Origin of the sequence: Limosilactobacillus reuteri subsp. porcinus, from assembly GCF_036621895.1 — a bacterium.
GTDB lineage: Bacteria > Bacillota > Bacilli > Lactobacillales > Lactobacillaceae > Limosilactobacillus > Limosilactobacillus reuteri_J.
In genome coordinates, this window is sequence record NZ_LN887316.1 from 1 (window position 1) to 16,662 (window position 16,662).

A 16,662-nucleotide genomic window follows, 5' to 3' on the forward strand; every position below is an offset into this window, starting at 1 on the left:
CAATTATCTCCTACTCGATTGTGATTATTAACCAACTTTAACCGGTGTATCAGCTTCTTCACCATTAATTAATTTAAGATTATTGTCAAAGGCATTCAGAACCATATTCCGAACAGCATGAGTAGTATAGAAGGCTGTATGTGGAGTAACAAGAACATTTGAACGATCAATTAGACCTTTAAGCCGCTTGTCAGGGAAGTCCTTGCCACGCCAATCTTCGTTAAAGATACCAACTTCATCTTCGTAGGTATCCATGATAAAGCCAAAGATCTTTCCACTATCAAGTCCTTCAATCACAGCATCAGTATCAACTAATGCGCCTCGTGAACAATTAACAATTACAACATTATCTTTCATTTTAGCGATTGCATCTTTATCAATCATATGGAAGTTTTCTTTAGTAGCCGGGACATGAAGAGAAATCACATCAGCTTGAGCATATAGATCATCAAGGCTGTCAACGTAATATCCTTGCTTCTTTAATTCTGGATTTTCAAATGGGTCATATGCAATTACCTTAGCACCGAAGCCTTCCATAATTTGCATATAAACACGCCCAATATGACCAGTTCCGATAACACCAACAGTTTGGTCACGCACTTCTCGACCAATTGTTGGGGCCCAGCGTAAATCGCCATTAGCAATCTTTTCATCTAAGACCTTGGTTTGGCGAAGAATTCGAGCTGTTTGAATAGCAGCATGTTCGGCAATTGCGTTTGGTGAGTAAACAGGAACATTGGTAATTTCAAAGCCAAGTTCTTTTGCCTTAGCCATATCAATGTTATCAACACCAACATTACGTAGCGACATCTTTGTAATGCCTTCGTCAGCCAGTGCTTGTAGCGTTTCTGGCGTGTAATCGAGTTGTTGGTAAACAACTACCCCGTCAGCTCCTTTAGCTTTTGCGGCAGTTTCAGGAGTTAAGAGTTCATCCGTATATTCTACTTCTATTTCGGGATGGTTCTTAGCCCATTCTTTAACGTAAGGTTCTTCATCTTTTCGGATACTAAAAGCAAAAATTTTTTTGGTGCTATCTCCTCCATTAGCAGATTGAGCCAATACTTGTTTAACGATTTTTTTAACTAATTCTGGGTTAACATCTGTTTCAGCCATAATATCAAACCTCGTTTCTTAAAAATAAACAGACTGGAGCTTTTTACTTCATGTTCCTTCTTATATTTTAGCCTAAAATTTTTATTTTAATATGGTTAAAACAAAAATTTATTATTTTTAAATACAGCATGTGATAAAGCTTTTAATTGCAATTTTAATTAAATAGAGTAATATATAAAAGTTAGATACCAAACAATTATAAAATTTGATGATAAAGTGAAGAGGAATAGCAATGATACGGATAGCACGAAAAAATTTAGCCTTTTGGGCAACAATTGGTGCAATTTTCTTTCTGTTAATCCAAGTTTCGTGTGACCTATATTTGCCGACAGTTACCGCCGATCTTGTTAATCGGGGAATTGTGCAAAAAGATATGGGCGTGATTTGGAATGAAGGAATTAAAATGATAATTGTGGCTGCGATTGGATTAGTGGCCGCCGGATTAAATGTTTATTTTGCGGCGACCCAATCAATGAAGGTGGGTGAAAAGCTACGAAGCCAGATCTATCATAAGGTTTTACGTTTCTCGAATCGTGAAATGGATGAGTTTGGCGATTCATCTTTAATTACGCGGTCAACCAATGATATTGTGCAGATTCAAAATGTCATGGTGCAAATGCTTCGGATGATGCTTCAATCACCTGTAATGCTTGTTGCAGCCTGTGTTTTAGCGTATGTTCGAGAACCGCAACTAACTAAAGTGTTTTTTATTAGTTTGCCAGTTTTAGCGATTATCGTCATGGCAGTTATGTACTTTGCGGTTCCGTTATTCAAGAGCATTCAGAAAAAAACTGATCGCATTAACTTAATCTTTCGGGAAGGGCTAACAGGAGTGCGAGTTATTCGTGCTTTTCGGCAGGAAGATTGGGAACAAAATCGCTTCAAAAAAGCAAACGAGGACTACACGCAAACCGGAATCAAGGCCTTTACAATTGTTTCGACACTATTCCCAGTGGTAACGCTTATTTTAGGAATGACAAATGTTGCCATTATTCTACTGGGTGGTCATCTTGTAGCTAATATGAGCATGCAAGTAGGGGATTTAATTGCCTTTATGACATATGCCACTCAGATTATGATTAGCTTTATGATGCTTTCAATGATCTTTGTCTTTGTTCCCCGAGCATCGGCATCTGCTACCCGTGTTAATGCTGTCTTGGACCAGCCAATCAGTATTCATAATGCACCGGAAAAGGATCAAGAAAAGATTTCGATTAATCAACCAGCTTCCCTTGAATTTAAAAATGTTGATTTTCGTTTCCATGGGGCAGAAAGACTAGCTTTGCATGACTTAAACTTTAAAGTTACAGCGGGCCAAACTTTAGCGATTATTGGAGGAACTGGGTCTGGTAAGTCAGCTCTTGTTAACTTAATCCCCCGCCTTTTTGATATTGAAAGTGGGGAGATTATGGTTGACGGTGTTCCAATCAAGAAACTAAGTCAGCATAATCTTCATGAAGTGATTTCAATTACTCAGCAGCAAGCGGTTCTCTTTAGTGGGACTATTCGGTCTAACCTTCAATTTGGGTATGAGGAAGCAACGAATAAAGAAATGTGGCATGCACTTGAAATTGCGCAAGCAGCAGATTTCGTCCGTGAAGAAGGCGGATTGGACGCAGTTGTTGAGCAAAACGGGAGTAACTTTTCTGGTGGTCAACGTCAACGGTTAGCGATTGCTCGAACAATTATTAAGCCCGCATCGATTTATGTTTTTGATGACTCATTTTCGGCCTTGGATTTTGAAACTGATGCAAAACTCCGGGCTGCTTTAGCAAAAGACCCACAAATTCAACGTGCCGTAACGGTTATCGTGGCCCAGCGAATCTCTACTGTTGTTGATGCTGATCAAATTATTGTGCTTGAAGAAGGACGGGTAGTTGGTCAAGGAACTCACCAAGAATTAAAAGCACATAATGAAACTTACCAACAAATAATTAAGTCACAAGTCGAGAAAGGGGATGTTGATCGTGCGTAGAGGACCACAAGTACCTGAACAGGCTCAACACTTTTGGCCAACCACAAAGCGATTAATTGCCTATTTACGACCATTGCGAGTTGGGGTTATTGTTTCAATTCTCTTAGCTGTTATTTCTGTTATTTTGTCAATCTTAGCACCAAAAATTCTTGGTGAAGCTACTACGATTATTTATGATGGAATGCTTAAAGGGTATGCAGAAATGAAAGCTGGTGCCCACTTAAGTACCCTTCCAATTAACTTTACCCGGATTTGGCAAATTGGAATTACAGTCATTTTGCTTTATTTGTTCTCTGGACTATTTAGTTTCCTCCAATTACAAATTATGACACGAGTATCGCAACGTGTTGTTTATAATTTACGATAAGACTTTGAAGAAAAAATGCGACGGGTACCCATTAAATATTATGAGTCGAATGGTTAATGATATGGATAATATTGCGGGAACGCTCCAGCAAAGCCTAATTCAGATTATTACTAGTGTATTAACAGTTATTGGCGTCTTTATCTTAATGTTAACAATTAGTTGGAAACTAACCATTATTGCGCTTGTGACGATTCCGCTGAGTATTTTAGTTGTTGCTTTTGTCGCACCTACTTCACAACGATTATTTGGTCGCCAGCAAGCAGCCTTAGGAAAAATCAATGACCAAGTCGAGGAAACCTATGCTGCTCATACAATTGTTCGGACGTTTAATAAAGAAGAGGACGAAGAAAAAGAGTTTAATCGGCGTAACCATCAATATTATCAATCAGCGTGGAAAGCACAATTCTTTTCTAGTCTAATGATGCCGATGATGATCTTTATACGAAATGTCGGCTATTTAGTTGTTGCAGTTGTTGGTGCAATTCAGGTTATCCATGGTCAAATTACACTTGGTAATGTTCAAGCGTTTCTTCAATACACCAACCAGTTTTCCCAACCAATTGCGCAAATCGCGAACCTTAGTAATACTATCCAACAGACAATTGCTTCGGCAGAACGGATTTTTGAAGTGCTTGATGAGCCGGAAATGGACGATAAGATTAAAGAGACGCCAGTATTGGCAGGCAAAAACTTGCCAAAGGTTGAATTTAAGGATATTCAATTTAGCTATACCGATGAACCGCTTATTCAAGACTTTAACCTTAAAGCGCCACGGGATAAGATGGTTGCGATTGTTGGCCCAACCAGTGCCGGAAAGACAACCATCATTAACCTTTTAGAGCGCTTTTACGATCCTCAAGGCGGGCACGTTTATCTCGATGGACAAGATATTGGCTCTATGACCCGCGATGATTTGCGGAAACATATCGCAATTGTTCTTCAGGATACGTGGCTCTTTACAGGGACAATTTTTGAAAATATTAAGTATGGAAACGAAAACGCATCAGATGAGGAAGTTTATCATGCGGCGAAAATGGCACGGGCTGACGCGTTTATTCGTGAATTGCCTGATGGTTATCAAACAGTGCCGGATGAATCGGCATCTAATATTTCGCAAGGGCAGCGTCAACTACTAACGATTGCCCGGGCATTTCTAGCTGATCCAGAAATCTTGATATTAGATGAAGCTACGAGTTCTGTTGATACACGGACAGAGGTATTAATTCAAGAAGCAATGAATGCATTGCAGCAGGAACGAACTAGTTTTGTTGTTGCGCACCGTTTATCAACAATTCGCAAAGCTGATCAAATTGTAGTTGTTAATCATGGAAAGATTATCGAAACCGGTAATCATGAATCATTGATGAATCAAAAAGGATTCTATGCGGCGCTTTATAATAGCCAATTTGCAGGAAATTAAGTTAAGACTAGTAAAAGCGACTAAAATCGGCAGGAAAGCTGATTCTAGTCGCTTTTTTTAGAGAAAAATTATTAACGAATTGGACATGCACCGCCAGCACAGTCGGACTGATCAACAAGGTCAAGTGCTTTATCCTGTTGCTGCGCGTTAAATACATCAATTACATTACCAGTAATTTCGGCTTGTCGTTTAACGAAAAATTCCTTGGTGATTGGTTCTTTAGGTGCTTGTTTTAATGAACCGCCATAATAAGGTAATAGTGAAGTAGATTTGATTCCGTTAAGGTACTGCTTTAATAGTACCGGAATTTGGGCAGCTTCTTTATTTTGGAAGGTAATAGTACAGCTGACGGCATTATCAGACCAGTATTTCTGTAAGAACGCCTGAGTAGCGAATTGTTCTGCAATTGATACATTTCCAGCAGAAGCAAAGTTTTCGTTTTCAGCGTTAGTTGCCTTAACGGGGAACTCAACACAGATAGTATGGTCGGTATAAATATCAGGCTCCATCCGGTAGCCGCATTCTTTTAATGCATCAAGCAGCGGATCAGTATCCTGAAAACGAATCCGTTGAATAAGATAACCCGCATAGTGGAAGTGCATTCCTTCAGAAACACCAGCCAATTTTGCTACTGTTCCAGAAGGTTTAACAGTAGTATGTTTGATTGACAGATTACAATTCAATTCAGCGGAGTATTCCTTATCGGCGTTAATTACTGCTTGATATAGGGTGTTGAACTTGTCAATTACTCGTTGGTCGTAGATAGGTTCCATTACACCGTCATTATTTTTCGCAAAGCCGGTTACTACCCGGTTGCCAAAGTCGTTTAAAATCCAATCTTGTATCCCTGACATTGAAATCCCAATGCGCCGGTTTTTCTGGATCATCTTACGGGAAACTTCCCAATCATAGTGACTAAACGTAACTCGTTTTGCAAACCGAACACCAAGTCGAAAAGCATCATTAAGGTCCCAGCCTTGTTTTTCAGCGACAAGCGGGAAAACTTCAAACAGATTACAAGGTTCGCCGTTAGCAAGAGAAATTTCGCCACACGGGTTAGTTCCTTCAACGTCGCCATCGATATTTTCCTGGTAGCCATCAGCTATTCGGCCATAATTCTTGGATAAGCTAGTATTGACGATTCCCGGTTCACCATTTTCTTGAATAGAATCAGCGACCTCTTGGAAGTGATCAAAATCCTTATCAATACTAATGCTGTTATTTGATGCCCACCGGTGATGCTGGAGCTTTTCTTGGTCTTGCTTCATTGTAATAAATTGGTGGTTATTTCCTGAACCAAGGGCTAGTTCAGCTGAACGGCGAACATTCCCAGCGACGACCGCCTTACCAATTAGATTACAGATATCGGTACAGTCAACGGCGCTTAGGTTAGTACCATCCTTGGCATTAAGCACCTCGTTGACATCTTGAAGCATTTCAATTAGGGGTGTGGGACCGGAAGCAGTACCGCCAAAGCCGTGGATTTTAGAACCACGCGGACGAATATTGGTCATATCCAGAATAAGCTTATTTACATTATTTTGGTTGGTATTTTTAAAGTGAAGGTCAATTAATTGAGCAACAGCAAGTACCCAACCTTCACGGGTATCAGGAAGCTGATAGTAAATTTCATTTTCCTGGAGCGGCTTTTTGATATCATTTCGATCGTAAGCGCCGGCACCAATTGATTCATCATAAGAAGCACTGCTTTTATCAATTACGATGGATAAGTTAATTTTGTGATCTACGTTTGGAATTTGATTAATGTTATCGTCTGTCACGGAAAAGCCGACACCGCCACCCTTCATTAATTCGTCAAAGAGGAAAGCAAAGGGCATTGATACTGCCACTTGTTCATTATTTAAGTAGCTTGGCTGAATGTGACTATTACCATATTTTTGGGGACGAATAGTAATGAACCAGCAATTGTTTAGTGAGTCACCGGTCCGTTTCTGGTAATCGGTACCTGAAATCCATAAGTTTCGCCCGGATGGTGTTGCGCCGAGACCGTAGATTAATTTGAATAACTGTTCGGCTTCAGTTGTTAACTCATCAATAACAGCTTGTGATGGATTATCGTCAAGGCGGGGATCAAGGTTAATGTTCCCTTCAATAACACGTTTAACGGTTTCTTTCCATTCCTCGGTTCGATTCTTATCTGCTTGCCATCGGGCGTATGTCCGCTTATATGTGACCCAGCCGAGCGGGCCCCAATGTGGTGTGATTTTTTTAGTAGCTTGATCAATAAATGATTCTTTAAGTTTAATTTTTTGCATGGTAATTGGTGCTCCCTTTAAATTAGATAACACAATATATGGTAATCTAATTTGGCAATATATACAACATATAGTGATTTGCAAAAACCGCAATGAATTAGATTATCATTGCGGTTTAATCAAATTATAAAAATTTAGTTATAGATTCTTGTCGATTTTGAAGGTAAGTTTAGAGAGTTCTAACCCGTGCATAACTAATTCAGCCATTAGGTTCTTAGTTCGCTTAGTCATTTCAGCAACCATCTCATGAGTCTTGGAACTCAAAAAGTCGCTAACTTCACTAGGTTCCATCCCTTTAACTTGTGGAGCAATTTCATTAACCCAGCGGTACAAGTATTCGCGTGAATCTTTAAGGTAATCTAAGTCTTCCTTAGAGAACTCAGCGTGGTGTGATTCAACAAGCATTGAAAGGGTACGGTACATCCAGTAAGCACTCTTAAGGTCCATGTTGAGTTTTTCTGGTGTTTCACGGTAGCTAACGTCAATATCTTCGGCATTTCCGAAGAATGGAATATAAGGAGTAAATGTCGGTACACCAAAGCTCATCCACATAATGGTCGAAGCAGCTTCTGGCAAATCATTCCGAACCTGCAGAATATGGGAGTTCTGTGTTCGATTCAGGGAAATTGGCCGGAAAAGCTGTTTTTGCTGTTCAGTTCCTTCATGACCTAGGGGATCGTAAGGGGTTCCTTGGTAGTGACTGCTGAGGATTTTTTGCACGTCTTCAAGAGTGATCCGGTGATTGGTTTGCATGATAAATGGAATATCAAAATCCAAGGGGTCGAAGTCAACACTTGGGTTTAATAACTTATGACCATACCATTGACGTGGCGTGTTGTAATGCTGGTCGAATATGTCAGCAGTTCCAAAGATATGGCGGAAGTCCCAGCCATATTTATCAGGATTGAGGTGGTTTTTCTCAACGAATTCTTGGATGCCATCAGACCACATAAAGTTATCAGGGTCATTAAAATCAACCTGCTGGATTGCTACTCGATTTCCGGTTACAGCATAAGAGTCATCGGGGATCCGTTGTGCAACCCAGTGGTGACCAGTAACTATTTCCATATACCATACATCTTTTTTATCGCTGAATATAATCCCGTTTCCTTCAGCAGAACCGTATTTGGCGACTAGTTTACCAAGGTATGCAACGCCATCACGAGCGCTATCGATAAAGGGAAGGGTAGCAGCAACTACAAGATCTTCATTGATTCCGGTTTCGGTATTAAGCGGATCGCAGGCAAGGACGCGTTCATTTGCATAAACACTTTCGGTTGCACTCATTCCAACATTTTTTTCGTTAAAGCCGCTCTCGTCGAATACCCCTTCAGTTCGATAATCAACGTTAGGAGTACCTTGGTAACGATAACCGTCAGCGGGGCGGTCAATTACACATTTATTTAAGTATGCCTTTACTTGATTAGGGTGATTATGATATGCGGGATAAGTAACAAAACGTTGGGGCGTAAGCGGACCGAATGTATCATCATTCCGCGCTGCCATGGTTGAACCATCAATTGTAGCGTTACGGCCTACAAGAACGGTTGTACAAGCAGATAGATTTTTCTTCATTTTTTCAGGACCTTTCTATAATGACCTTAAATAAAACTATAGTAATAAGTTTAGTCTTCAAACCTAGGGAGGTCAATCAATCGGAAACTACTTTTGTTCTAAATCAGCAAAAGTGGCATGAACTAATCCGGCTAAGTCTTCAGCGTTTAGTTTAACCGATCGACCAACTTTTCCAGATGAAACATAAATTTCACCTTGTTCTTTTGCTTCATTATCAATAAAAATCGGATATTGAAATTTTTCATAGATTCCTACAGGCGTGTTAGCACCATGAACATAGCCTGTTGTCTTTAACAAATTTTTAAGCGGAACCATATTAACCTTTTTGTTGCCGGAAACCTTAGCTAATTTCTTTTCATCAAGGTGAGTATCGACGGGGATGACTCCGACTAAGGGGCCAGTCACATTACCAGTAAGAACAAGGGTTTTATAAATAATATGTTCATCAATGCCGGTGTGGTCAACGCTCATTGAACGGACATCGCCATCTTGATGCGTCGGAAATTCAGCTTGCTCATATGGAATATTATTTTTGTCTAAGATTTGTTCCACCTGCGTTTTTTTCATTTTACTTTTTTTATTCTTTTTACTCATAAGAAGATCATCTCCTAAATTTATCCGGGTCGCACCAATATTTTACAAAAAGATCCCAATTTAAAATAGGTCTGCTATACTTAAAGTGTATCATTAAAATTCGAATTAAATAAATCCGAGGAGTTAATTAGATGGCAGATTTAGTATATCGCTCAGTGATGCGTGATATAAAACAAAAAATTTTAGGCAATGAATACCCCGGAATGCGGCTACCGGACGAACGAAGCTTAAGTGAGATTTACGAGGTAAGTCGAAGTTCAATCAAACGAGCACTAGGTGTATTGGCGCAAGAAGGAATTATCTTCAAAAAGCGCGGTTCGGGAACATTCATTAATCCGCTTTACCTAAAAAATCAGTCCTTATTTCATTATGAGGGGAGTAATTTGGGAGTTACGGATAGTTTCCGTGCTGATGGGAAGAAGCAAGGGATTAAGTTGCTTGATTACCAGGTTGTTCCCGCAAATAAGGATGTACAAGAAGAGTTGTTCCTCAATGATAATGACTTTGTTTACCAAATCAAACGGTTACGACTAATTGATGACCAACCTTTTATGATTGAAACTGGTTTTATCCCGATTAAGATTACACCAACCTTATCTCCTGAAATTGTCAATGGCTCTATTTTTAATTATCTTGAGGATAAGATGGGAAAACGAGTTACCAAGTCGTTTATGACCATTGGCGTATCACCATCAGATAAACAAGACCAAAAATTATTAAAGTTGGGTTCGACAGAACCGGTGGGCATAATTGATGGAATCTTCTTTTTAGATGATGGAACACCATTTGAAGTTTCAAATATGCGCATTCACTATAAATATATGAAATATAGTACTTTTGTTAGCTTAGACCAGGAAGGCTAATATTAATTTTAGTTCATTAGATTGTCATAAGTTTGCGCAATATAACCGTAGAATGTGGCAAATGGTGTTAGACTAAAGATGTTAGCCGGTTTGCAAAACTAAAGAGCGGCTTAAAATTATTAATTTTTTATAATTGGACCGTATCAATTTGTAAAAAGGTTGACTTTTTGAAAAAACAGTTTATCATTAACATTGTAAATTTAATGATTTACGTTATGTTGTTAGAAAGCACAGGACGTATTGATTTATATAGAAGGAGTGTTTATTAGATGGCAGTAGATTACGATTCCAAGAAATACTTGGAAAGTGTTGATGCTTACTGGCGTGCAGCTAACTACCTTTCAGTTGGTACATTGTACTTAATGGGTGATCCATTACTTCGCCAACCATTAAAGGCAGAAGATGTTAAGCCTAAGCCAATTGGTCACTGGGGTACTATTGTTCCTCAAAACTTCATTTACGCACACTTGAACCGTGTAATTAAGAAGTATGACCTTGATATGTTCTACATCGAAGGTTCAGGTCACGGTGGCCAAGTTATGGTTAACAACTCATACTTGGATGGTTCATACACTGAAATTTATCCTGAATATACTCAAGACACTAAGGGAATGGCTAAGTTATTCAAGCACTTCTCATTCCCAGGCGGTACTGCATCACACGCTGCACCTGAAACACCAGGTTCAATCCACGAAGGTGGGGAACTTGGTTACTCACTTTCACACGGTGTTGGTGCTATCTTAGATAACCCAGAAGTTATTGCCGCTGTTGAAATCGGTGATGGTGAAGCTGAAACTGGTCCATTAATGGCATCATGGTTCTCAGACAAGTTCATCAACCCAATCAAGGATGGTGCGGTATTACCAATCATCCAAGTTAACGGATTCAAGATTTCTAACCCTACTATCCTTTCACGGATGAGCGACGAAGAACTTACTAAGTACTTCGAAGGTATGGGTTGGAAGCCATACTTTGTTTCAGCTTACAAAGAAGCTGACCGTGATGGTGAATTCAAGGGTTACAAGCCTCACATGGAAGTTCACGAAGAAATGGCTAAGACTTTGGACAAGGTTGTTGAAGAAATCAAGGCTATTCAAAAGAACGCTCGTGAAAACAATGATAACTCATTACCACAATGGCCAATGATTATCTTCCGTGCACCTAAGGGTTGGACTGGTCCTAAGACTGACCTTGATGGTAACCCAATTGAAAACTCATTCCGTGCACACCAAATTCCAGTTCCAGTATCCCAAGATGACATGGAACACAAGGACATCCTTGTTGACTGGTTGAAGTCATACAAGCCAGAAGAATTGTTCGACGAAGATGGTCACCCAGTTGCTCTTGTTGAAGAGAACACACCAGAAGGTAACCGTCGTATGGCTATGAACCCTATCACTAATGGTGGTATCGATCCTAAGCCACTTGTATTGCCAAACTACCGTGATTTTGCTATTGATGTTCAAAATCCTGGTTCTGTTGTAAAGCAAGACATGCTTGAATGGGGTAAGTACCTCAACAAGATGGCTGAATTGAACCCAACTAACTTCCGTGGATTTGGTCCTGACGAATCTAAGTCAAACCGTCTTTACGCATTCCTTGATGGTCAAAAGCGTCAATGGATGGAAAGTGTCCACGAACCAAACGACGAAGATGTGGCTCCACAAGGTCGTATGATCGATTCACAACTTTCAGAACACCAAGCTGAAGGATTCCTTGAAGGTTACACATTAACTGGTCGTCACGGATTCTTCGCAACTTACGAAGCATTCGGTCGTGTTGTTGATTCAATGCTTACTCAACACATGAAGTGGTTACGTAAGGCTAAGGATCTTTACTGGCGTCACCAATACCCAGCATTGAACTTTGTTGATACTTCTACTGTATTCCAACAAGATCACAACGGTTACACTCACCAAGATCCAGGTCTATTGACTCACTTATTTGAAAAGGAACGTCCAGACCTCGTTAAGGAATACTTGCCAGCAGATACTAACTCATTAATGGCTGTATCTAACAAGGCATTCCGTAACCAAGAATGCATCAACCTCTTCGTAACTTCTAAGCACCCACGTGCACAATGGTTCTCTATTGATGAAGCTACTCAATTGGCTGACAATGGTCTTGGCTACATTGACTGGGCATCTACTGACCAAGGTACTGAACCAGATGTTGTATTTGCATCTTCTGGTACTGAACCTACTGAAGAAGCTCTTGCAGCTATTGACATTCTTCATGACAACTTCCCTGAATTGAAGATTCGTTACATCAACATCATCGAAATTATGCGTTTGATGAACACTGACAAGAACCCTGAAGGTTTAACTGATGCTGAATTCAATAGTTACTTCACTACTGACAAGCCAGTTATCTTTGCATGGCACGGATTCCGTGACATGATCCAAGCATTGTTCTTCGATCGTGCTAACCGTAACGTTCACATTCACTCATACGAAGAAAATGGTGATATCACCACTCCATTCGACATGCGTGTATTAAACGAACTTGACCGGTTCCACTTAGCTAAGGACGCTATCCAAAGTGTTCCTGGTTACGAACAAAAGAGTGCTGCATTTGTTGCCAAGATGGACAACATGATCAACAAGCACAACCACTACATCCGTTCAGAAGGTAAGGACTTACCAGAAGTTACTAACTGGACTTGGAAGGGTCTTAAGTAATCAGCTACTGATTGCTAATTAAACACTTAATAAATTAAGAAAAGAGATCGAGTTTAACTCGGTCTTTTTTTGTTTGGAAATATAAAGATTGGTTAACTTGCCTTACTTGTAAACCCTTTAAAATAAGAATAGACTTTAAATGAAGGTAATATTATTTTTGTTATAAAGGATAGAAGGTGGAGCTTATCAATACGGAAAAGAAAAATCCTAAAAAGTTATCGTTTATTTCAATTTACTTTTTAGGTATTAATGGTGTTATTGGTTCAGGTGCTTTTTTGCTACCACAAGTTATCTATAAGGATATGAATTTAGCAAGTGTCCTTGTCTTACTCTGTGCAGCGATTACGGTTAGCATGGTTGCATTATGTTATGCAGACCTTTCTAGTCGGTTTACCGGATCGGGCGCGGCATGGCTTTATTCCTATAATGCATTTGGCCGGTTTACTGGCTATGAGCTCGGCATCTTTACATGGTTTCTAGGATGCTGTACTTTATCTGCCGAAGTGGTAGCTTTGTTGACAACTCTCCGAAGCTTTTTACCGATTTTTAATACTCATTGGGTATACTATGTTTCTGTTTTTGGCTTAATTTTATTATTCTCAATTATTAATTTCTTTGGCCGAACGCTTGTTAAGTTGGTCGATAACCTCTCTTCAGCTGCAAAAATGATTACGATTCTTGCTTTTATTGTTATTGGCGTTTTTTGCATTCACTTTGCTAATTTTTCACCGGTAATTCCTCATGCAGCAACCACCGGGGCAATGCCGCTTGCCAAACATTTTGGAGCAGCTTTTAGTGTTGTTTTCTATATGTTTACCGGCTTTTCCTTTATTCCAATTGCCGCAAAGCAAATGACTGATCCGGAGAAAAATATTCCGCGTGTGTTAATCGCCGTAATGGTTAGTGTAACGATTATGTATTCGCTAATGATGCTGGTAGCAATCGGTATTTTGGGAACTAGGATGTCAAAATATAGTACGCCAATTGCAAATGCCTTTGGAACTGGTGTCGGTAAATGGGGATACATTTTAGTAATTGTGGGAATGTTAATCAGTATTTTCGGGGTTGCATTTGCGGCCTCCTTTAACACTCCGTCATTAATTTCCTCACTAGCGAATGAACACGCGATGTTGCCAAAGTGGGTTGGTAAAAAGAACCGCCATGATGCACCCTGGGTAGCAATCATCCTGACAGCCGTTATTTCAATGTTATTAGTTACGCAATCTTACCTCTTTCTTGTTTCTTGTATTGTGCTTGCTTCGTTTGTTCAATATGTTCCATCAATTTTAGCAGTAATTAAGTTTAAACATACTAATGAATTCCCTAATCACGGGTTTAAGCTTCCCGGAAAATATATCATTCCAGTGTTAGCACTCTTAATCTCGTGCTACATGGTAACCAATTTTACAATTAAGACGATTACAGTTGGTGTTGTAGTTGCCATCCTAGCCGCGGTTTCTTACTTCTTTGTTAAGGTGGATGAGAAGCACGAGGCTCACCACCGGGAAATGTTGGAGAAACTAAAACACTAAGTCAAACAGTGTATAATAGGCGAGAGGTGGTTTGATGGAAATAACAATCAAACGAGATGGTCTAAAACTATATGGCCTTCTTGAGGGAACAACGACGATTAAAAACGATACGATTGCAATTCTGATGCATGGCTTTAAGGGCAATCTGGGATATGATGATTCTAAAATTCTATATTCTCTTTCGCACTATTTAAACCAACAAGGAATTCCAACGTTACGCTTTGACTTTGATGGGACTGGCCATAGTGATGGTGAATTCAAGGATATGACAGTTTTCAGTGAAATCCTGGATGGAATGAAAATCATTGACTATGCTCACATAACTATGCAAGCAAAGAAGATTTACCTAATTGGTCATTCGCAAGGTGGGGTAGTTGCTTCGATGCTGGGGGCTTATTATCGCGATATTATTACAAAACTAGTACTGCTGGCACCTGCTGCAACCTTGAAAGATGATGCACTAAAAGGAGTTTGTCAGGGAAGCCAATATGACCCTAACCATATACCAGAAACGGTTGATGTGCATGGCTTTACCGTTGGTGGCGACTACTTCCGAACGGCGCAGCTTTTACCAATTTACGAAACAGCGCAACATTATAGTGGCTCCACACTGCTAATTCATGGGTTAGCTGATAATGTGGTTTCCCCTGAAGCATCAAAGAAATATAATGTAATCATGCCTAACAGTGAGTTGCATTTAATTCCGGAAGAAGGGCATATGTTTAATGGCTCACAACGCCAAAAAATTTTGGAACTGGTAGCTAACTTTTTGAAAAATTAGTTTTAAAGGGACTGTGACATAAGCCAAGTTATTTTCACAAAAGACAAATGGCGCAGTACAACGATGGCCTCCAACGCCCGGTAAAAAAGCCGAATATTGGAGGCCTATTGTTGCTTGCGGGGGCACCCAGAGGCTAGCTTCGCGTCGAAAAACGAAGTCACGAGTCGCTCCCTTTGCTTAAAATATACTCCTGTCTGGATGATTATTTCATGGTATAATTTAGCGTCAGAGTCAACCACCACTGACTAAAGTTAGTGGCTTGTGAGCCGAAAACCCTCGTGGATTTCAGACCACAATTTGCGTAGATAGGGACAACTTATTTGATCAACCGAAGTTATAATCAAACAGTGGTCGTCTAATTACCAACGCCTTTTATGTCCCCAGGTTGCCATAGGGACAGATAAGCTAAGCTAGTTTAACTATTCCCTTATCAAGAATATTTTCAGCTGCGTTCCAGTCACGAATATGGTGAGTACCACAGTTAGGACAAGTCCATTTTCGGTCAGCTAACGTTAGTTTGTCCGTGCCATTAGTGCCCATCACAAAGCCACAATTGTGACATGTTTGGGTAGTATTTCTTGGGCTGATTGTAATAAATTGACGACCATACAAATCTGCTTTATAAGCTAACATGCCGAGAAAGGAACGCCAGCCAACGTCAGAAATACTAAGCGCTAAAGCATGATTCTTGAGCATGTTCTTACTACGCAACTCCTCAGCTACTACTAAATCGTGGTTCTTGATTAATGCAGTAGAGATTTGTTGGAGAAAATTATGTCTTTGGTTCATTACTTTGGCATGGAGTTTGGCAACTAACAAGCGTTGCTTTTGGTAATTTTTACTATCGCGTAAAGAACGATGTTCTTTTTTGACACGCCGTTGCCGTCTAGATAAAATACGCTGTTCTTTGGCTAATTTGCCTTTAATAGTGCGATAATATCGTGGATTAGGAACTGTGTTACCGTCACTATCGGTTAAGAAATTATCAGTATTAAGATCAATTCCGATATGTCCGTGATTAGCTTGGGACACTTTAACAAAAGATTCATCTGAAGCTAGTTGCATTGATAGAAAGAAGTGATCCGCTGGATCTTTAATCAATGTCACAGTACCAATTCTAGTCTCACACATTCTCTTCAAAAGACGTGCTTGAGAACCGGCAACCCGTAACAGTCCGATTTTAGGGACTTTGACATGGCTATTATCTAGAAAACAGACTGTACCGTTAGTTAGCAACGCAATCTTTTGCCCTGGGTATTGACAATTGGTTTGATAACGCCAGCGATAACTCTTTCGATGAAATTTAGGAACACCAGCGGTGTGGACCTTCCGAAAAGCATTCCAAGCTTTCCGATAGTTCTGAATGGCATTAGCTTTCGCCAAACTGTCAATTCGTTTATCTTCTAAAAATTGATAGTGATTAGACATTTGTTTAGCGTTTTGGCGCATAGTTAGTTGTTTAATACGATCCTGAACTGTGTCAAT

At 39.9% G+C, this 16,662-nt stretch carries 10 protein-coding genes and 1 pseudogene; 6 read left to right on the forward strand and 5 right to left on the reverse strand.

Going from position 1 to position 16,662, the window contains the following annotated elements; all coding sequences use genetic code 11:
* Positions 1-27: 27 nt before the first annotated feature.
* Positions 28-1,113 (reverse strand): D-2-hydroxyacid dehydrogenase, encoded by a 1,086-nt coding sequence (locus tag AACL61_RS00755; RefSeq protein ID WP_225433489.1) that lies wholly within the window; start codon positions 1,111-1,113, stop codon positions 28-30.
* A gap of 232 nt (positions 1,114-1,345) precedes the next feature.
* On the opposite strand from AACL61_RS00755, the gene AACL61_RS00760 reads away from it, so the two are divergent.
* Both AACL61_RS00760 and AACL61_RS00765 read left to right on the forward strand, forming a co-directional pair.
* Entirely contained in the window at positions 1,346-3,088 is a 1,743-nt protein-coding gene (locus AACL61_RS00760) for an ABC transporter ATP-binding protein (protein ID WP_102815898.1), read from the forward strand.
* Positions 3,072-4,875 (forward strand): annotated as a pseudogene (locus AACL61_RS00765) (ABC transporter ATP-binding protein). Before AACL61_RS00760 ends, AACL61_RS00765 begins: the two are co-directional and overlap by 17 nt.
* Before the next feature lie 71 nt (positions 4,876-4,946).
* Here the strand turns inward: AACL61_RS00765 and nrdJ are convergent.
* From nrdJ to ybaK, 3 genes are all read right to left on the reverse strand, one after another.
* Positions 4,947-7,151, reverse strand: a complete 2,205-nt coding sequence (gene nrdJ, locus AACL61_RS00770; RefSeq protein ID WP_339110838.1) for a ribonucleoside-triphosphate reductase, adenosylcobalamin-dependent — start codon at positions 7,149-7,151, stop codon at positions 4,947-4,949.
* Positions 7,152-7,289: 138 nt separating this feature from the next.
* Positions 7,290-8,726 (reverse strand): C69 family dipeptidase, encoded by a 1,437-nt coding sequence (locus AACL61_RS00775; RefSeq protein WP_102815900.1) that lies wholly within the window; start codon positions 8,724-8,726, stop codon positions 7,290-7,292.
* An 87-nt stretch (positions 8,727-8,813) separates the two neighbouring features.
* Positions 8,814-9,320, reverse strand: coding sequence for a Cys-tRNA(Pro) deacylase (ybaK, locus tag AACL61_RS00780; protein WP_102815901.1), 507 nt, complete (start codon positions 9,318-9,320; stop codon positions 8,814-8,816).
* A gap of 131 nt (positions 9,321-9,451) precedes the next feature.
* Here ybaK and AACL61_RS00785 point away from each other — a divergent pair, with 131 nt between their 5' ends.
* From AACL61_RS00785 to AACL61_RS00800, 4 genes are all read left to right on the forward strand, one after another.
* Positions 9,452-10,183 carry a GntR family transcriptional regulator gene (locus AACL61_RS00785; protein ID WP_102815902.1) on the forward strand — a complete coding sequence of 244 codons (732 nt, stop codon included), beginning with the start codon at positions 9,452-9,454 and terminating at the stop codon, positions 10,181-10,183.
* A 269-nt stretch (positions 10,184-10,452) separates the two neighbouring features.
* Positions 10,453-12,864 carry a phosphoketolase family protein gene (locus AACL61_RS00790; RefSeq protein WP_065533351.1) on the forward strand — a complete coding sequence of 804 codons (2,412 nt, stop codon included), beginning with the start codon at positions 10,453-10,455 and terminating at the stop codon, positions 12,862-12,864.
* A 176-nt stretch (positions 12,865-13,040) separates the two neighbouring features.
* Positions 13,041-14,396, forward strand: coding sequence for an APC family permease (locus AACL61_RS00795; protein WP_102815903.1), 1,356 nt, complete (start codon positions 13,041-13,043; stop codon positions 14,394-14,396).
* 34 nt (positions 14,397-14,430) lie between these two features.
* On the forward strand, positions 14,431-15,177 hold the full coding sequence (locus AACL61_RS00800; protein WP_102815904.1) for an alpha/beta hydrolase: 747 nt from the start codon (positions 14,431-14,433) through the stop codon (positions 15,175-15,177).
* A 405-nt stretch (positions 15,178-15,582) separates the two neighbouring features.
* On the opposite strand, the gene AACL61_RS00805 is transcribed toward AACL61_RS00800, so the two are convergent.
* Positions 15,583-16,662: RNA-guided endonuclease InsQ/TnpB family protein (locus AACL61_RS00805; protein ID WP_339110839.1), on the reverse strand; the 1,080-nt coding region annotated here is incomplete at its 5' end.

Excerpts from the sequence above, each read along its gene's own strand:
- AACL61_RS00755 (WP_225433489.1), bottom strand. The coding sequence starts at position 1,113 with ATGGCTGAAACAGATGTTAACCCAGAATTAGTTAAAAAAATCGTTAAA.
- AACL61_RS00760 (WP_102815898.1), top strand. The coding sequence starts at position 1,346 with ATGATACGGATAGCACGAAAAAATTTAGCCTTTTGGGCAACAATTGGT.
- nrdJ (WP_339110838.1), bottom strand. The coding sequence starts at position 7,151 with ATGCAAAAAATTAAACTTAAAGAATCATTTATTGATCAAGCTACTAAA.
- AACL61_RS00775 (WP_102815900.1), bottom strand. The coding sequence starts at position 8,726 with ATGAAGAAAAATCTATCTGCTTGTACAACCGTTCTTGTAGGCCGTAAC.
- ybaK (WP_102815901.1), bottom strand. The coding sequence starts at position 9,320 with ATGAGTAAAAAGAATAAAAAAAGTAAAATGAAAAAAACGCAGGTGGAA.
- AACL61_RS00785 (WP_102815902.1), top strand. The coding sequence starts at position 9,452 with ATGGCAGATTTAGTATATCGCTCAGTGATGCGTGATATAAAACAAAAA.
- AACL61_RS00790 (WP_065533351.1), top strand. The coding sequence starts at position 10,453 with ATGGCAGTAGATTACGATTCCAAGAAATACTTGGAAAGTGTTGATGCT.
- AACL61_RS00800 (WP_102815904.1), top strand. The coding sequence starts at position 14,431 with ATGGAAATAACAATCAAACGAGATGGTCTAAAACTATATGGCCTTCTT.